13 protein-coding genes and 1 other RNA gene are annotated in these 14,223 nt (G+C 42.3%); 4 read left to right on the forward strand and 10 right to left on the reverse strand.

What is annotated here, in order from left to right; translation table 11 throughout:
• Window positions 1-2: 2 nt before the first annotated feature.
• Window positions 3-2,090 (reverse strand): type I-F CRISPR-associated protein Csy2, encoded by a 2,088-nt coding sequence (locus A3712_RS11510; RefSeq protein WP_063523536.1) that lies wholly within the window; start codon window positions 2,088-2,090, stop codon window positions 3-5.
• A 2-nt stretch (window positions 2,091-2,092) separates the two neighbouring features.
• Window positions 2,093-3,304 carry a TniQ family protein gene (locus A3712_RS11515; protein ID WP_063523537.1) on the reverse strand — a complete coding sequence of 404 codons (1,212 nt, stop codon included), beginning with the start codon at window positions 3,302-3,304 and terminating at the stop codon, window positions 2,093-2,095.
• Window positions 3,305-3,869: 565 nt separating this feature from the next.
• Between A3712_RS11515 and A3712_RS11520 the strand changes: the two genes are divergently transcribed.
• Window positions 3,870-4,793, forward strand: coding sequence for a DUF2971 domain-containing protein (locus tag A3712_RS11520; protein WP_063523538.1), 924 nt, complete (start codon window positions 3,870-3,872; stop codon window positions 4,791-4,793).
• 420 nt (window positions 4,794-5,213) lie between these two features.
• Here the strand turns inward: A3712_RS11520 and A3712_RS11525 are convergent, their stop codons facing one another.
• Window positions 5,214-6,596: a DEAD/DEAH box helicase gene (locus A3712_RS11525; protein ID WP_063523539.1), complete on the reverse strand. Its 1,383-nt coding sequence runs from the start codon at window positions 6,594-6,596 to the stop codon at window positions 5,214-5,216.
• Complete coding sequence (locus A3712_RS11530) at window positions 6,590-7,135, reverse strand: hypothetical protein (protein ID WP_063523540.1); 546 nt, start codon at window positions 7,133-7,135, stop codon at window positions 6,590-6,592. The genes A3712_RS11525 and A3712_RS11530 overlap by 7 nt, the downstream gene beginning before the upstream one ends.
• A gap of 101 nt (window positions 7,136-7,236) precedes the next feature.
• On the opposite strand from A3712_RS11530, the gene A3712_RS11535 reads away from it, so the two are divergent.
• Complete coding sequence (locus tag A3712_RS11535; protein WP_063523541.1) at window positions 7,237-7,545, forward strand: helix-turn-helix domain-containing protein; 309 nt, start codon at window positions 7,237-7,239, stop codon at window positions 7,543-7,545.
• Between the two features lie 3 nt (window positions 7,546-7,548).
• On the opposite strand, the gene A3712_RS11540 is transcribed toward A3712_RS11535, so the two are convergent.
• The 5 genes from A3712_RS11540 to A3712_RS11560 form a co-directional block, all read right to left on the reverse strand.
• Window positions 7,549-8,643, reverse strand: coding sequence for a TniB family NTP-binding protein (locus tag A3712_RS11540; RefSeq protein ID WP_197465815.1), 1,095 nt, complete (start codon window positions 8,641-8,643; stop codon window positions 7,549-7,551).
• Window positions 8,612-10,477, reverse strand: a complete 1,866-nt coding sequence (locus A3712_RS11545; RefSeq protein ID WP_063523542.1) for a Mu transposase C-terminal domain-containing protein — start codon at window positions 10,475-10,477, stop codon at window positions 8,612-8,614. Before A3712_RS11545 ends, A3712_RS11540 begins: the two co-directional genes overlap by 32 nt.
• Window positions 10,478-10,479: 2 nt before the next feature.
• Window positions 10,480-11,103: a TnsA endonuclease N-terminal domain-containing protein gene (locus tag A3712_RS11550; RefSeq protein ID WP_063523543.1), complete on the reverse strand. Its 624-nt coding sequence runs from the start codon at window positions 11,101-11,103 to the stop codon at window positions 10,480-10,482.
• Window positions 11,104-11,222: 119 nt separating this feature from the next.
• Window positions 11,223-11,319: signal recognition particle sRNA small type (gene ffs / locus A3712_RS11555), an RNA gene on the reverse strand.
• A gap of 211 nt (window positions 11,320-11,530) precedes the next feature.
• Entirely contained in the window at window positions 11,531-12,274 is a 744-nt protein-coding gene (locus A3712_RS11560) for a hypothetical protein (protein ID WP_063523544.1), read from the reverse strand.
• Between the two features lie 51 nt (window positions 12,275-12,325).
• Here A3712_RS11560 and A3712_RS11565 point away from each other — a divergent pair, with 51 nt between their 5' ends.
• The gene (locus A3712_RS11565; RefSeq protein ID WP_063523545.1) at window positions 12,326-12,628 is read left to right on the forward strand and encodes an MGMT family protein; all 303 of its coding nucleotides are present in this window, start codon (window positions 12,326-12,328) and stop codon (window positions 12,626-12,628) included.
• Between the two features lie 75 nt (window positions 12,629-12,703).
• Here A3712_RS11565 and A3712_RS11570 read toward each other — a convergent pair whose 3' ends face one another.
• Complete coding sequence (locus A3712_RS11570; protein ID WP_063523546.1) at window positions 12,704-13,144, reverse strand: YbaY family lipoprotein; 441 nt, start codon at window positions 13,142-13,144, stop codon at window positions 12,704-12,706.
• A gap of 168 nt (window positions 13,145-13,312) precedes the next feature.
• Between A3712_RS11570 and tesB the strand changes: the two genes are divergently transcribed.
• Entirely contained in the window at window positions 13,313-14,173 is an 861-nt protein-coding gene (gene tesB / locus A3712_RS11575; protein WP_004739955.1) for an acyl-CoA thioesterase II, read from the forward strand.
• Window positions 14,174-14,223 lie beyond the last annotated feature (50 nt).

Consider the following 14,223-nt stretch of genomic DNA (forward strand, 5'->3'; position numbering starts at 1 on the left):
GATTAATCCCTATAGTTTTTTATAAGAATAGTTTCGCTACTGCATTCTATCGACCAAAAGGCATGGTTGAAAAAGTGATCTCTTCCACTAAAACGTACTTCTATCGGATTCACTTTCTTAGCTAACCCTATCGCATTTTCTGCATAGGCGTGACAATCAGTGATCGAGTTGCACCGTTTAGTTGGACGTTCTAACAAATGGCAGCCAATAGAAACTGGCAAATTATCAGCGTCTTTCGTTATTAAATGCTCTAGGTCATCAAAGTCACTCGGCTGGTTGTCACTTGGATATAACCAGCGCCCGTAGGCTGGCAAACCTTTTATGACATGGAAAAGCTCGCTCCTACTGGTAAACGTCCTTAGCCACTCAATCTGCGTCGAGAGCTGTGGTTGGTATAATGCCCCTCCGGCGAAAACAACGGGAAGAGCCGTTTTAAGAGCTGTCTTAAAATCTGAAATGCGGCTTTCACTATGAACTCTAATAACTAAGTCTATTTCTAGGTCCGCCAATCGTTCACTACGAATGGTAGGTCGTTTCGCGTTTGAAACCGTTCTAGCTTTAGCGACCGAGTTAGGCTCGGTAAGCTTGGCCGTAGGTTGAATGTTCTCGCTTCGGACATAAAAAGAGAAACTCGAAAATTCAAACAGGGAATTACAATTAACTAGCTTATTGAACTCTCTTTGATAACGGTGCATAAAGCCCCAAATAGCAGTCAAAGAAGGAGCACCACACAGATATTGGCTACTCATTGCGACCGCATCTTGCACTCTCATTGATGATAAATAGATATACTGCTCACCCGTTACCTTATCTTGATTGCCATTTGGTTTACTAAGTTGTTCAAGTACCCATACGATTTGGGCTTTGGCGACCTGCATAAGCTTAGGATGATAGGCAAACTTTGCGGCATACTTATTATTCTGCAACGTAAGATGTAAACGGCGATTAAACTCACTGGCTAAGGAGCCTAGGTCCGATTCTGGTAGAGCCAGAAAGGCTTGAGCTAAAGTGTCATCATGTTCCAATTGCTGTTGATTAGGATCAGCATCAACGATATCTCTTAACTCAATTAAAGGAAGCATCCAAAGGGCTATCTGCTTTCGCAATATCTTACTTCTAACCTTGCGAGCACTCTCTCTTTGCTTCTGTGTTTTTGATGGTTCTGATCCAATTAAGTGATTTAACACCTGACAAATTTTGGCGTTAGTTACCTGATAGTCATCAAAGTAGTGGCCACTCTTTTTGCGACTTTCAGGTAACGTCCCACCCTGTGCTGGTTTAACGTCTAGCGGATAGTTTAGGACTTTCATATGCCCACCTAAACTGCCACACAGATTCCCGATACTTGCCGAGTTTGGCAATGACGAAGACACAAAGCTGAGCTTACTTTCCTGACTTCTAGATCTCACTTCTAGCTCACTTTGAATAGCATGACTGACCACTGGTGTCACCGAAACATAATCATCCCCCCATGGAAACCGAAGTTGCTTGCTGTAAGAACTGACACTATCGGGAAAATGATTATCAGGGAGCTGCTCTTCAATTGTGTGTTTTAAGCGAGCAAGTGCCTTAGCACCTAACCCAAATTCTTTGAGTAGCTCAATCCAAATAGAGCTTTCTTGCTTGATAAGTGAAAGAATACATACCGGTTGTGATTGCCAACTAAAAGGATTCAATAACCACAATGTGTGACGGTACACCGCAGAGTTATGCGCCCACCCCAAGCGTTGCTCTGATACTCCGCTTGAAATGAATACCTCAGTTGTCGTAAGAGGCTGTGCAATTATTCGCTGATCTTTAACTCGGCAGTCTGGAAACTTGAGATTATGTGTGTGGAACCATTTGATTTCATCAAGGGACGCCTTTAGGTTCTCAGCCGCTTTTAAATGCCTTTTAGCTCGGGCTACATCCAACCAATCCGAACATCTATCTGATTGATGGCTTGAACTGAGATTAAGCAAGATCGTTAATGCTTCTTTTTCATACCCTTCAACACAGACATCTTCCGTATAGGGCATGAACATCTTCTTTAAAGCAGACTGCTTTACTGCTTCGTCTTCAATTGCCAATAAGTCACTTAATTTCGTCATAATTACCACTCAGGCAGATACACGCTTAAACCATCACTTTCAGAGCTCATTCGAGTCAACTTTGTCTCGATGACACTTCGTAAAGTAAACGTCGACTCGTGACTCGCTATCTTTGTATGCATTCTCGGCCTAATAGCGGCTTTGATCTCACCAAACTCATACAACCGATATACCTCATCTGTGGTGCAAGAAAGCAATGTAGAAGCTTCTAAGGGGCTGAGCAGTACATCACCGATATTTCCTTTCGCGCTTGAAGGTACAGTTGCCATCAGCTGTGTAAAGTACGCTAACACCTGAGTAAGCACGATATTGTGATTCAACTGCCGACTAGGTAACTGACGACAATCTTTAAGCAGAGCGCCAAAGGCTTCATTGAAAAACATCTTCTTCCAATCTTTTACTCGAACAAGTTCTGCCTTCTCTTTCAAGGCGTCGAGGTCTTGCCACAGTGCCGTTGGCCAAGCGCCACAATATTCAATGAATGATTCGAAACTGAGGTCATCGATATCACCATAGCGATCTACATACCAAAGTAAAAAACCATAGCGCTCAGATAACGTCATTTCCCCCGTTAGTAATCCCAAAGGTTTTGAATCATTTCCTGACAACCATTGAGCGATCAAGAGCTCAGCTTCTGGCGCATCCTCTACTGGCGAATTTCGGAGCTCAAAACCACACTCACATTGGCTAATACTCTCGGTACTTTGGTATTCAAGTCTCAACTTACACTCAGGACAATGATGAACCAGTTTACAACCATGGTGTTCACAAGCTTGGTGGGAGATAAATTGCCACTGCTGGCGAATATAGGGTGCTTCGTCAATACACAGAGGGCAGATGGGCGTAAAGCGTTTGCGAAGAAAAGCATAAGGGTAGTCAGAACCGAATCTATGTACTGCTTTATATTGCGGAGAGAATTGAGCTTTCGAATGTGATAGCGCGAGACGCAGTACACCAAAGTTATTGAGCTTTAGTTGGTTCTCAAGATGAATAAGAACCCGCACTCGCATTTGGCTTGTGGTTTGAGCATGGTAGATATTGACTCGGTTGAGCTCTAAGGGGAAAGCACCAGCAATAGCTTCATGTTGATTCAACGTGTCGAACCAGATGTCTTCTGCGAAATGAGAAAATCGCTCGTAGCCTTGCTCTTGCGATAAGCGCAACAAGAGGCTTTCGAGCGATTCATCAGGGTAAAATTGAATGTCCGTTTTCACATGCTACCACTAAAACTTAGAATTTCTAAGTTTTAGTATCGGAGATATTTCATGCATTGCAACCATAGAGGCCAACATAATTTGAAAAAATGCCTATGAACTCATTCAAAATACGACATAATCGCTTGGTGATCACAAACTATGATGCGAAAGAACTAAGAAAATTCTGCCCCAATACGTGTTTAGAACGCATAAAACCATCACGAGATTTATTTGTGAAACAGGCTGCTGCACAAATTACTCTGAATCAAAAATGCCCCAAAATCACTTACCAAATGCTCTACAACATCTAGGGGCGTGTGTTTGCCCTACTAAATCTAATCAAACGAAAGAAGATAAGATCATGCTCAGTTGGAGTGCAATCAGGGTGAAAATCGTATTTCTCGGAATCCGCCGGAGTTATACGGAAACTTTCGGCAATTTCTGAAGCTCATGCCTTAGACACTAGGCTGTACGGGCTTTCGATTGAACGTGAATATAATTAGCGATACTATTGATTGCATATAATTACGGAAAAAATCCGTCTATAAAGCGTTAGGGCTATAGATAACAATAAAGGTAAGAAATGTCTAAAAAACTATATAAATATGTTGGTCCAGATATATTGGATATTGCATTTAGTGAAACCGATTACTGTGGTTTTAAATTCTCATATCCTAAAGATTATAATGATCCCTATGAACTATTTTTAACCATTGACTTTGCTGATAATTCAGATGTAGTAGCATTTTACAATGAGATTGTGCAAGAAATCCCTCAGTATCCGACAACATGCTTTTCTAAATCACCGATCGTTACTCCTATGTGGGCTCATTATGCTCATAACTCTAAAGGTTTTGTAATTGAAGTTGATGAAGAAAAACTAGAGTCATATGTAAAGGATGTGAGAATAGACGATGTAATCTATCAAGATACCCCTCGTGAAGAACTAAAAGGGACATTGCAAATGGCAATGTATCGTGGAAAACCTCGAGATATCATGTTCCTGCGTAACGGGGTTTATAACGCAGCATATTTCACAAAAAAAGAATGTTGGGGTTATGAGTTGGAACGACGAGTAGTCGTCTCTGACAGTGATGTTAAAGACATCGCGGGAAACATGATTTTGCAAATACCAACAGATTGCATTACGGCAATAATTGCTGGACCGAGAACAAAGCCAGAATATTTGGATAAAGGTGAAGAATGGAGCAGTGAAATAGATGCTGATTTCTATTTGGCAAAGGTTGGGAAAAGTGTCTCTGAGCCATACTTTTTGAATGCTCAAAATGAAACATTCTTATTTAATGGTCATGAAATAGTTCAATCTAAGTCAGCATGTGTCACTTGTTATGAGCCAACAGAGCAGTTCAAGGAGGAGTGTTCCTGGTGTTCAATTAGTGAACACCAGGAACATGTGGCAGCTGCGAATAATCCATTACGAGCTTTGGCTGATGCGGGCGCTTTAGAAACATATATCGAACGTTTCAATGCAATTGGACGCAAATAGCCCTAACAAATAAGGATTAAGCGTTGCGTAGCCAACGTTAAATCCCAAGTGTTGAACAAGCCCGAGCATTTATAAAGTAAATTGTGCTCTATAAGGGAGGCGGGGTGTTTCCCATACTTTTAGTTATTCATGACTTGCTAATGTAAGTTTTCGCGAAACTCATTACTGTCCAAAACCTTCACAGGCTGAATTTTTACCCGTGGCACTTTCTAACTCAAAAGTGTCCAAAAGTTTGTTGCAAACGTGTCTACTATGTCTGTGATCACCGAGCGGTAATGTTATTGGTTATCTAGGGCACAAATTATTGGAGCCGAGAGTATCTCAAGCCGCCGCAGTACTACTTGGTTGACTTTGCAGCGGACCCGATTACTGGATAAGTGCTACAGGCAAAACACTGAAAGAGATTGAAGCGGAATCTATTTAGATAAATGCAGCGATGACTCGCTGTTTAAATTGGCCTAACCTCAGCTCATCGATGGCTAAAGTGAGTCCTACATTATTTGAGTCAATAACATCTGAAGCTTCTCCCCAACTAAGTAAGCTTGGTTGAGGTCGATTAGATTGAACGCTTTCCGATAAGGCACTAGGTGGTAGGCGCTTTTCATCAGTAGCGCTAGGCACATTATTCTCTTGTTTAATGTACAAGCAGCTATCAGGAATATCCTGCTCAATTCTTTCAGCAAACCCAATCAAATTTTCTTCAGCAAAGGTATACAACCACGCTTCTTGATTGGGAGAAACATTGATTCTTAAAATTCGCCCTAGCACTTGCCTGAAGTACAGTTCCGTTTTTACCGAACTCATATGACAACAAACCTGAAGCCGAGGGATATCCGTTCCTTCACTGATCATTCCAACACTGACTATCCATTGAACATTCGAGTGACGAAAAGACTCAATTTCATTTAACGGATTATCCTGGTGATAAGTCACGATGCATGCTGATTGATTAAAGTGCTCAATCAGTCGCTTTTGAATATGTTTAGCGTGCTTTATAGAAGCAGCGACGACTAAATCTCCTGCATTTGGGGACTCTTGCCTTATTTGGGCTAGCTTTTGGCAACCACTATTTAATATGTAGTTCATAGCGTCTTCATTGTGAATGACACTGTGATATGAGACATCGGATTGTTTAAGGCAATCAAGAATAGAAGCGAAGTGTTGATTGTCCCTGCCAGCATTAACACTCAGGTGTTCATTATCAATTAAAACGATTTTAGGGCGGCGACACACCTTATCAACAACTGCCTGTTGCAAGCCATATTGATAATCACAAATGAGCATACCATCAGGGTCGGAATACTCGGCCATAACTATCGGTAACCGATCAGAGCGCCAAGGAGTACCCGACAGCGCTAATGTGTAACGGGCAAAACCTCGGATCTTACTGACAATTTCTACCCCCCATGAATTTGACCTCCCCCCATCATCAAACGAGCAATGGTGGATCTCATCAAATACGACTAGTACCCGATATTTACTGACGGTGTTCCAGAAGTTTTCATCTAAAAAACGGATGGATTGATAGGTATAAGACCCACCTAACGAGCCCAAGCCTCCATTAAAGGAACATTCCAGTTTCCATGAAAAGGTCTTTTTCATCCCTTCAGCGACCGAAAGTGATGGTGAGAAACAGAGCAATAAATCAATCATACCTTCTTGAAAAAGACGCTTAGCAACCTCTGCAGCCATAACGGTTTTACCTGCACCAGGAGTAGCTTGACAGAAGAAGTGTGAACGTTTGTTTGAAGTGAATTTATCGATAACTTGAGCTGCACATTCAGCTTGCCATGTTCTTAACATTGGGAAGCCTTGCTTTGGGCGACTTGCATCCAGTTGGTTAGTGCATTGATTTTGCCCAATAGCTTAGCTGATCGCTCTCTCGCTGCATTGAATAACGGCTCCATATCATGCTTGTTGTTTGGAAAACGCGTTAACAAAGATTGGTATTCCTCAATCTCGCCCAGAGTAATCGCTAACTCACCTTCATGTTGTTTTTTCTCTTGTTCTAGTGCATTTAGAGAGAACTCCGGAGTTTGAACAGTTATTGAATCAACTTTAGCTTTCTTATTTCTAGCTGCTCGAGGCTCAATTGTAAGCGCTTTGAATTCATTAGTTTGATGGTAACGCTTGCCTCTGCGAGTCCCAATGACAGAAAGCCAGCCTTTCTCCTCAAGTGATAGAAGTTGCTTATAAACATACTTTCGAGCTTCGTCACTGCTCGTAAAGGTTGAAGTACTATTTAACAAAGCATCCCTAGCTTCTATAACAGAGAAATCATCCATCCCTTTTTCAATCAATAGGTTAAACATATCAGGGTTAATTCTTCTTACTTTCTTCATGTGACTCTTGCATGCAATAAAAACTTAGGATTGCTAAGTATACAAAAATCAGTAAAACTTAGACAATCTAAGTTATCTAAAGGTTGAAAAGAAATGTGTAAGTGCAGAAAGACAACCCAATCCCAGCGAGGCTCAAAGCTGCGCGTAAAAAAGCCAAAATCACCCAAAAAGATTTAGGGGTGAAAATTGGCATGGAACCAAGTTCGGCTAGTGGGCGAATGAACCATTATGAGAAAGGTAGACACGTACCCGATATTGGTACGCTAGAACGTATGGCTGAAGAGTTAGGTGTGCCGCTAAACTACTTTTTCTGTAGGAGCGAATTGAGCGCTGAGTTAGCGTGCGCCATTGATAAGATGAGTGATGAAGAGAAGGTGGTGCTGTTGGAGAGCCTAAAGAGCGAGAAGTAATGCTTAAGCTTTAAGTCCATTTTTGCTCAATAACATGCTCAACGGAATTGCATCCGTAAATCGTGGAGCTAGTATCTTATCTTCTGACGTAATGGCATTTAGGTTGTAAGACGATCCAGAGTCAATTTGATGAAGACGAAGCTCCTCTACAGGACAATTAAACGGGTTGTCCAAGTAGGGAAACTTAAATGAAAACGTACATGACAATATCTCTTTGTCTATAGTATCAACGTTCTCATTGAAACTCATAAGTAATGCGTCTTTCAAGAAGTGCTTTAACGCTCGGCACTCCCCTCTACACATAATAAACAAAGGATATAACACTTCATTTTTTGTAAGCACTGGCGGTTCATCAAAGCCCATTCTCGCACTCAAACCAGCAACAAATTTAGCAAAGTGCTTTTTTTGCCCCAAGTCAAAACTATAAGATGCCGTTCCACTCGAATGGCTGTTAGCTTTCAACAGCTTGAAATAGTTAATCTTTCGTCTCCAACTTAATCGTGAGTTCCATTGTGGCTCTGTCGCTATTACATCAGCATATGGCATACCAACCAGCACAAACGAGACTTTTGCTTCTTCACTTATATATTTGAACGTATTAGCAATAGCTTGCCTTTCTTCTGCTGTAGAAAACTCCACAAGCTCTTGAATTTCATTGACGATAATCAGCTCAACAGATTTACGTTTAAGTTGCTTTACAACTGCTTCACCAAGAGCAATTTCATTACGTCGTCGGGTACCTCTTCCGCCTGACTTTCCATCTAAATCGACTAAAAACTGCGTAAGCGTGTTCTGTTCATTTATGCGGCTTGGCACTCTGGTGCTAAGAACAGGTTGTTTGCTCCAAGTTGAACTCGCCGGAAAGCGTGATAAGTAGTTGTTAATCAGCGCGGTCTTTCCACTGCCGGCCTCACCTGTTAACAAGAAAGACTCAGGTTCACCACCAAGAGAGTGGTTAAAACGAAGTTGATCGAAAATAGAGTAGATTTCAGCAATTGCAGGGTATTCAATAAAGCAGGTTTCAAAGGATCTTAACTGTTCAAACTGCCTAGATGTTAAGTTCAAATTAATACCCCTCAATATCTTCAAAATCATCATCAGATAATTGCTCTGAGACATCGAACACTGCCGTGGTTTCTTGTTTTACTGGAGTCGCATTGATTGAGCTTGGCCCTTCTGAGCCCACATCATTAAACTTTGCTAATTTCGAAGTATTGCCCGTTTTAGGCAAGCTAGCCTTATTGCTTTTTGCACCGCGGAATCTATCGGTTTCGTCCTGAATACGTTTCTTCATATACAGAAATGTATCCGCAAGCGCCTCATCATCAGTAAGCTGCTTAGTGTTAAGCCTGCGTACTTTTTGTATGCGCTCATGTTCAAAAAGGGACAGTCCTTTTGTATATCCACTGTTGTCTACCGCTGTAACTTTTATGTACCTCTTTTCCGATTCTAGGTAAACATGGATGTAGCTAATATCTGAAGGGTCTGTTTTGGTCTTAACAAACAGCTTTTTGCCATTGTTGGACGCCCAATATTTACGGTATTCAATAAGTTCTGAGGACTGATAGCGTAGGTTATGAAGCCTGATCCCTGCCACTCCAATAATTCGGTGTCTAAGCAAACCTAGCTCAACTCTCAACTGCTCCTTCTCAGCACCAAGGTAGTAGGAGGGAGTCCATTCCGATTGGTTCCACTTATGGTATGGAATATCACGTTCTCTTGAATCTGGTGCCATGTGGTAATAATCGACAATCCATTTATGAAGTAATTCAAGAAATACAGAAACTCTAACCACCGCATCTTTCTTTGGGTTGTAATCTTGAAGTTGAGTAGGATTGGTGAACGTTTTTCCAGGTAATGCGTTCACTAACCCTTTGTTCATCTGATCAAACAGCTTTTCTATCCCAGACTTTCGCCAAGGCTTAGCTGCTTGACTATATTGGATATCAGACACTAGAGGCCGTAACGAATCTTCTAAGCTTTGACTCCAAAATTCGGCACCATTATCGACAACTAAACAGTCAATCTTACCGTGGCAAGGCCATTCATTATCAATACATGGATATCTTGGCTTTACCCAACTCTTATCTAGTAGCGAGTTCAATAGCGCCTTCCTGACAGAATCAAAACTAGGCTCTCTAAAGTTGATACTGCACCCTACGATACATTTACTGAAGCGGTCATATAGCATCGTCAGGTAGGGTCGCCCTAAAGGAATATCTAGCTCGTCATCAATCAAAATCACTGGAACTGGGGTATGGTCAATTTCGACATATTCCATTGGTTTGGTCGCAGCTACTTGCTGACCAACCGAACGAAATTCTCGGTCTGCGTATCGTTTGCCAAACCTTGCGATCGCGACCTCATATGGAGGTAAGCCGTGTATTCGATTGTAAAAAGAGCGCTCTGAAATTGGTTTAATTTTCCCCTCAACAATCCCACGATTTATTTGCATCACTCGACTCTTATAGTATCGGTATGCTTCTGCAACGCTAAGTCGCTCACGTGTCAGGTATACGTTCTGAATTGCCTCGTCAATCAAGGATTGAGAATCCATTTCTTTTTGTCGGTTGCCCTTAAATGTATGCTTCGGAATAAGTGCACATGGGTCTTTACCCGCTTCAAAATAATATTTTTTCCAAGTTGCTAAAGTTCGCCAACTCGGGGGAGTGAGCTGTAATTCTGGTTCAATGAGACTTAAAATAGGGTTCAAGTTTTTCTCGGTCCATCCACCTTTTAAACGCTTCTCCACGAAATCGATAATTTTAATACGACGGATAACTTCTTTCTGTACCTTCGGTGATTGAGAATCAATAGTTGAAGAGATTTCAATAGGTTCTTGCATTAGCTCTATTGGAAGCGGCTGAGACTCTCCTTCTGAAGCTTCAAACTCATCAAAGAACCCAAATATGTTATTAGAGTCCGATGGCATAGTTAGCACCAAACGTAAGTTTCGAGGCCAAAGCCAATATTGTTGAGGTCTGTTTTGACTTGCCCCGAAGAGATCCAAGGAAGAGTAGAGATAAGTGTGTCCTGTTCCGATAAACCGTAATACAAAGACACCTCCTGTAACTTCACCATTTGTTTAAGTTTAATAAACGCCAACACTAATTTTTGAAACTCAGTCACGGTTCGCAATCCGGAGTAACGGTGTAGTAGCTTGAAGTTATCTAAAGTTGGTCCCAGTCTAATTTGCTTTTCGGTAACTAAAACCAAGCTTCTGTTAAACTCATTCAAGGCAACTCTTTGCTTCTCTTCAAATCTACTCCTGAAGTCAGATTTAAGAATCTGGCTGGAATGCTTTACTTCAAAGAATGTTGATTGACCGTTGTGATCTGTAACTAAAAAATCGGGGGTATATCGGCACTTCCGATTATTGAATTGATAGTGGAAGCCAAAAGGTTGGGACGTGAAGCTTTTGATGTCTGCGTTATATTCGAGGTGAAAACAGAAATCAAACTCTAAAATAGACAGAGTGCGAACAACAGCATCATTCTTCAAGCTCATGAACTTACAGATGTTGTGTACGTGAGACGACTTCTTGGTTTGGTCGAACATAGCGAAATCACTTTTGTTGTAAACCTACAACAAAAAAATAGACTATGAAGACTTATGGTGCAAATATGAAGAAAGCCTGCAATTTATGCGAACATATATTGCAGGCTTCATAAAGGGTGGGAACCCAGCCACATCCCGGCACACAAGTCACACGCTGCGGCTGCTTCCTTCCGGACCTGACCGAGTTCACGAGCTATTGTTGCGGGAGGACCAGGCCCCCATAGATTCGTTTTCTGAGAGGCTTGCCTCAAAGAGTGAGTGAATTATTAAGTATCCCAGCAACCATTGCAAGCCCTTCCCCCTTCTTTTTGAGCAATTGTGGTCTAAGTGCTTATCCTTTATTCAAACCACCACTAAATCGCTGGTAAATTCGCCATTTACCTGCGATTTGAAGTTCTCGTACAACATCATCTAGATTGAGTAGATACTAGATATCGATGTCTTCGTTATCTTCAGTGCGAATGATGTAGTCCGTCATCCATGCCGTTCCTAACAAACATAGCCAGACTACAAATACAGGGCTTGGTACTTCAATGCTCGGTGTAATCACTAGTGCTGCGAAGCCAGCAGTTGGTAGCGTCCAGCACAGTAACTTATTCCAGCGGAAGGTTTTCAACTTCGTCATCGCTTCCATTGACGCCATGATGCCCGTCACACACAGGGCCACAAGCGCAGCATAAGGCAAGTCAGCTATCCAAAGAGGCAAGATTAACCCTAATGACCACCAGCTGTGTCGACTCGCGGGTTTAAGATGATTAGCAGCCCACCAAATAACCATAATGGATAAGACTTGTAATAGAGTCATCCATGGCGTGCCATCAAGCTTACCTGCTGATTGCGTAACCATAATCCCGACCTGCAAAGTAGTCACGATCAAACCCGAAATAATTACCACCGATAAACTACTGCGTCTTGAGAAAACCACCATTAACAGTGGGAACAACACCCACGCGCTAACAGAGAGTGTGATTGGCTGTAGAGGAAGGGTTAAGCCATAAGTCGTCATGGCAGCAAGCAAAGCTAAACCTGCGATACCACCCTGCGGTAAGATCCATAACGCAGGAATCACCATCGCCAGTACAGGGATGTCTCCCTCACTTAAACTGATTGCTCTCGCACAAACAACAGCTAATAATGTTGTAATTAGAAATTGAAACGTTGAAAAGACCATAGCTCTCTCCTTCTACCGATCCGTGGTATTCATGAACTAGGAACATTTAGTATGGACCAATTTTTAGCCCAAATCTTTGCTGTGATTCACCAAATTCCATATGGAAAAGTAACAACTTATGGAGACATAGCACGTTTCTCGGGGTTTCCGGGCTATGCGCGCCATGTGGGAAAAGCATTGGGTAATTTACCTGAAGGTAGCAAACTCCCTTGGTATCGAGTGATCAACAGTAAAGGCGAAATTTCCTTAAAAGGCGACTCGTTTGAACGCCAAAAGAAGCATTTGGTGGAAGAAGGAATTGAAGTGAGCGACGCAGGAAAAGTTAAACTCAGAATATACAAATGGCAGCCCTAGAGCTGCCATCATTCGCCGATTCATTTGACTACATCAAGCCAATCAAGATGCCTTAACACTGGCATCCATTTCTACTTAGCGAACACCGACCAAACGTAGGTCAGCGTGTTGTGTGTTTTCTACATCTGTAATCACAGACTTGATGGTATCTGTTGTGAAACGTAATTTGCCGTCAACATGAATTGTTGCGCGCATGTTGTATCGGTGGTTGGGCTGAATCTTGTTGTCGTCGTAGCTTAATTCGAACGCAAACGGTACTTGCTTACCATCGGTTGTGAACTCTTGAGTCGCGATAACCGTTGATGGAGCATCCGCTAGTGAAATATCTTCTAGCGTTACAGTAACCAATGCATTCTCTGGTAATGCCATTCTTTCGCGGTAGCTAACTGTTCCTGAAATCACTTGAGTATTCTCTGCAACCACTTCCTGAGAAGCGTTCGTTTCAGATGTTGTTTGGCAACCGACTAACATGCCAAACGATACTAAAGACATTAGAAGAATTAGAGCCTTTTTCATATTCAATTTCTCTCAACATGTTTGCCGGACTCGGCAAATCTCCAGACTAATTATAAGAGGGCTTTCATATTCTGTCTTGAAAACCTATGATTTATTGACAAATATATGACTAAGCTAATTGATTAACACCATAATCTGACACTCATTTTACGAAGAGGAATGCTGACGATGAGTCAACCTTTAAAAGAATTACTCAGTTTACTTCAGCTAGAGAAGCTGGAAGAAGGTTTATTCCGTGGGCAAAGTGAAAACCTCGGTCTCCCACAGGTTTATGGCGGTCAGGTCTTAGGGCAAGCGCTTTCTGCTGCTCGTTATACCGTTGAAGACGACCGCAGTGTTCACTCGTTCCACAGTTATTTTCTATTCCCAGGCGACTCTGAAAAACCGATTATTTACGATGTTGAAAACCTCAGAGATGGGCGCAGCTTCAGTACCCGCCGTGTTAAAGCGATTCAAAATGGCCGCCCTATTTTCTATCTGACGGCTTCTTACCACGGTGACGCACCGGGCTTTGAACACCAAAATCCGATGCCTGATATTCCAGGGCCGGAAAACTTTGCATCTGAAACTGAACTTGCAAGCCATATTGCGGAGTTCTTACCAGAAAAACTGCGTAAAACCTTCTGTGGTGAAAAGCCAATTGAGATGCGCCCTGTAACAGTGGTTAACCCACTAAAACCAAAGAAGACGGAAGCGAAACAGTACCTTTGGGTTAGAGCAAATGGTGCGGTCCCAGACAACCACTTGATTCACCAATACTTGCTTGCTTACGCTTCAGATTGGGGCTTTTTAGTCACTGCGCTTCACCCACACGAAGTCTCTCTAATGACGCCAAACTTCCAAGTGGCGACGATAGACCACTCAATCTGGTTCCACCGCCCATTCAAAATGGATGAGTGGCTACTCTACGCGATTGAAAGCCCAACAGCGGCCAACACTCGCGGTCTAGTACGCGGTGAGATCTATAACCAGAGAGGCGATTTAGTCGCGACAGCCGTTCAAGAAGGTGTGATGCGCTTTACTAAATAGTCATCAAATACTTCTGAGCGTCTGCAAGCAAACGCCTTAAACGAAAAGAG

The organism is Vibrio sp. HI00D65, assembly GCF_001635455.1.
In the GTDB taxonomy this organism is placed as follows: Bacteria; Pseudomonadota; Gammaproteobacteria; order Enterobacterales; family Vibrionaceae; genus Vibrio.

Excerpts from the sequence above, each read along its gene's own strand:
- A3712_RS11540 (WP_197465815.1), bottom strand. The coding sequence starts at position 8,643 with ATGATGATTTTGAAGATATTGAGGGGTATTAATTTGAACTTAACATCT.
- A3712_RS11520 (WP_063523538.1), top strand. The coding sequence starts at position 3,870 with ATGTCTAAAAAACTATATAAATATGTTGGTCCAGATATATTGGATATT.
- A3712_RS11560 (WP_063523544.1), bottom strand. The coding sequence starts at position 12,274 with ATGGTCTTTTCAACGTTTCAATTTCTAATTACAACATTATTAGCTGTT.
- A3712_RS11565 (WP_063523545.1), top strand. The coding sequence starts at position 12,326 with ATGGACCAATTTTTAGCCCAAATCTTTGCTGTGATTCACCAAATTCCA.
- A3712_RS11570 (WP_063523546.1), bottom strand. The coding sequence starts at position 13,144 with ATGAAAAAGGCTCTAATTCTTCTAATGTCTTTAGTATCGTTTGGCATG.
- A3712_RS11525 (WP_063523539.1), bottom strand. The coding sequence starts at position 6,596 with ATGTTAAGAACATGGCAAGCTGAATGTGCAGCTCAAGTTATCGATAAA.
- A3712_RS11510 (WP_063523536.1), bottom strand. The coding sequence starts at position 2,090 with ATGACGAAATTAAGTGACTTATTGGCAATTGAAGACGAAGCAGTAAAG.
- tesB (WP_004739955.1), top strand. The coding sequence starts at position 13,313 with ATGAGTCAACCTTTAAAAGAATTACTCAGTTTACTTCAGCTAGAGAAG.
- A3712_RS11545 (WP_063523542.1), bottom strand. The coding sequence starts at position 10,477 with ATGCCATCGGACTCTAATAACATATTTGGGTTCTTTGATGAGTTTGAA.
- A3712_RS11530 (WP_063523540.1), bottom strand. The coding sequence starts at position 7,135 with ATGAAGAAAGTAAGAAGAATTAACCCTGATATGTTTAACCTATTGATT.
- A3712_RS11550 (WP_063523543.1), bottom strand. The coding sequence starts at position 11,103 with ATGTTCGACCAAACCAAGAAGTCGTCTCACGTACACAACATCTGTAAG.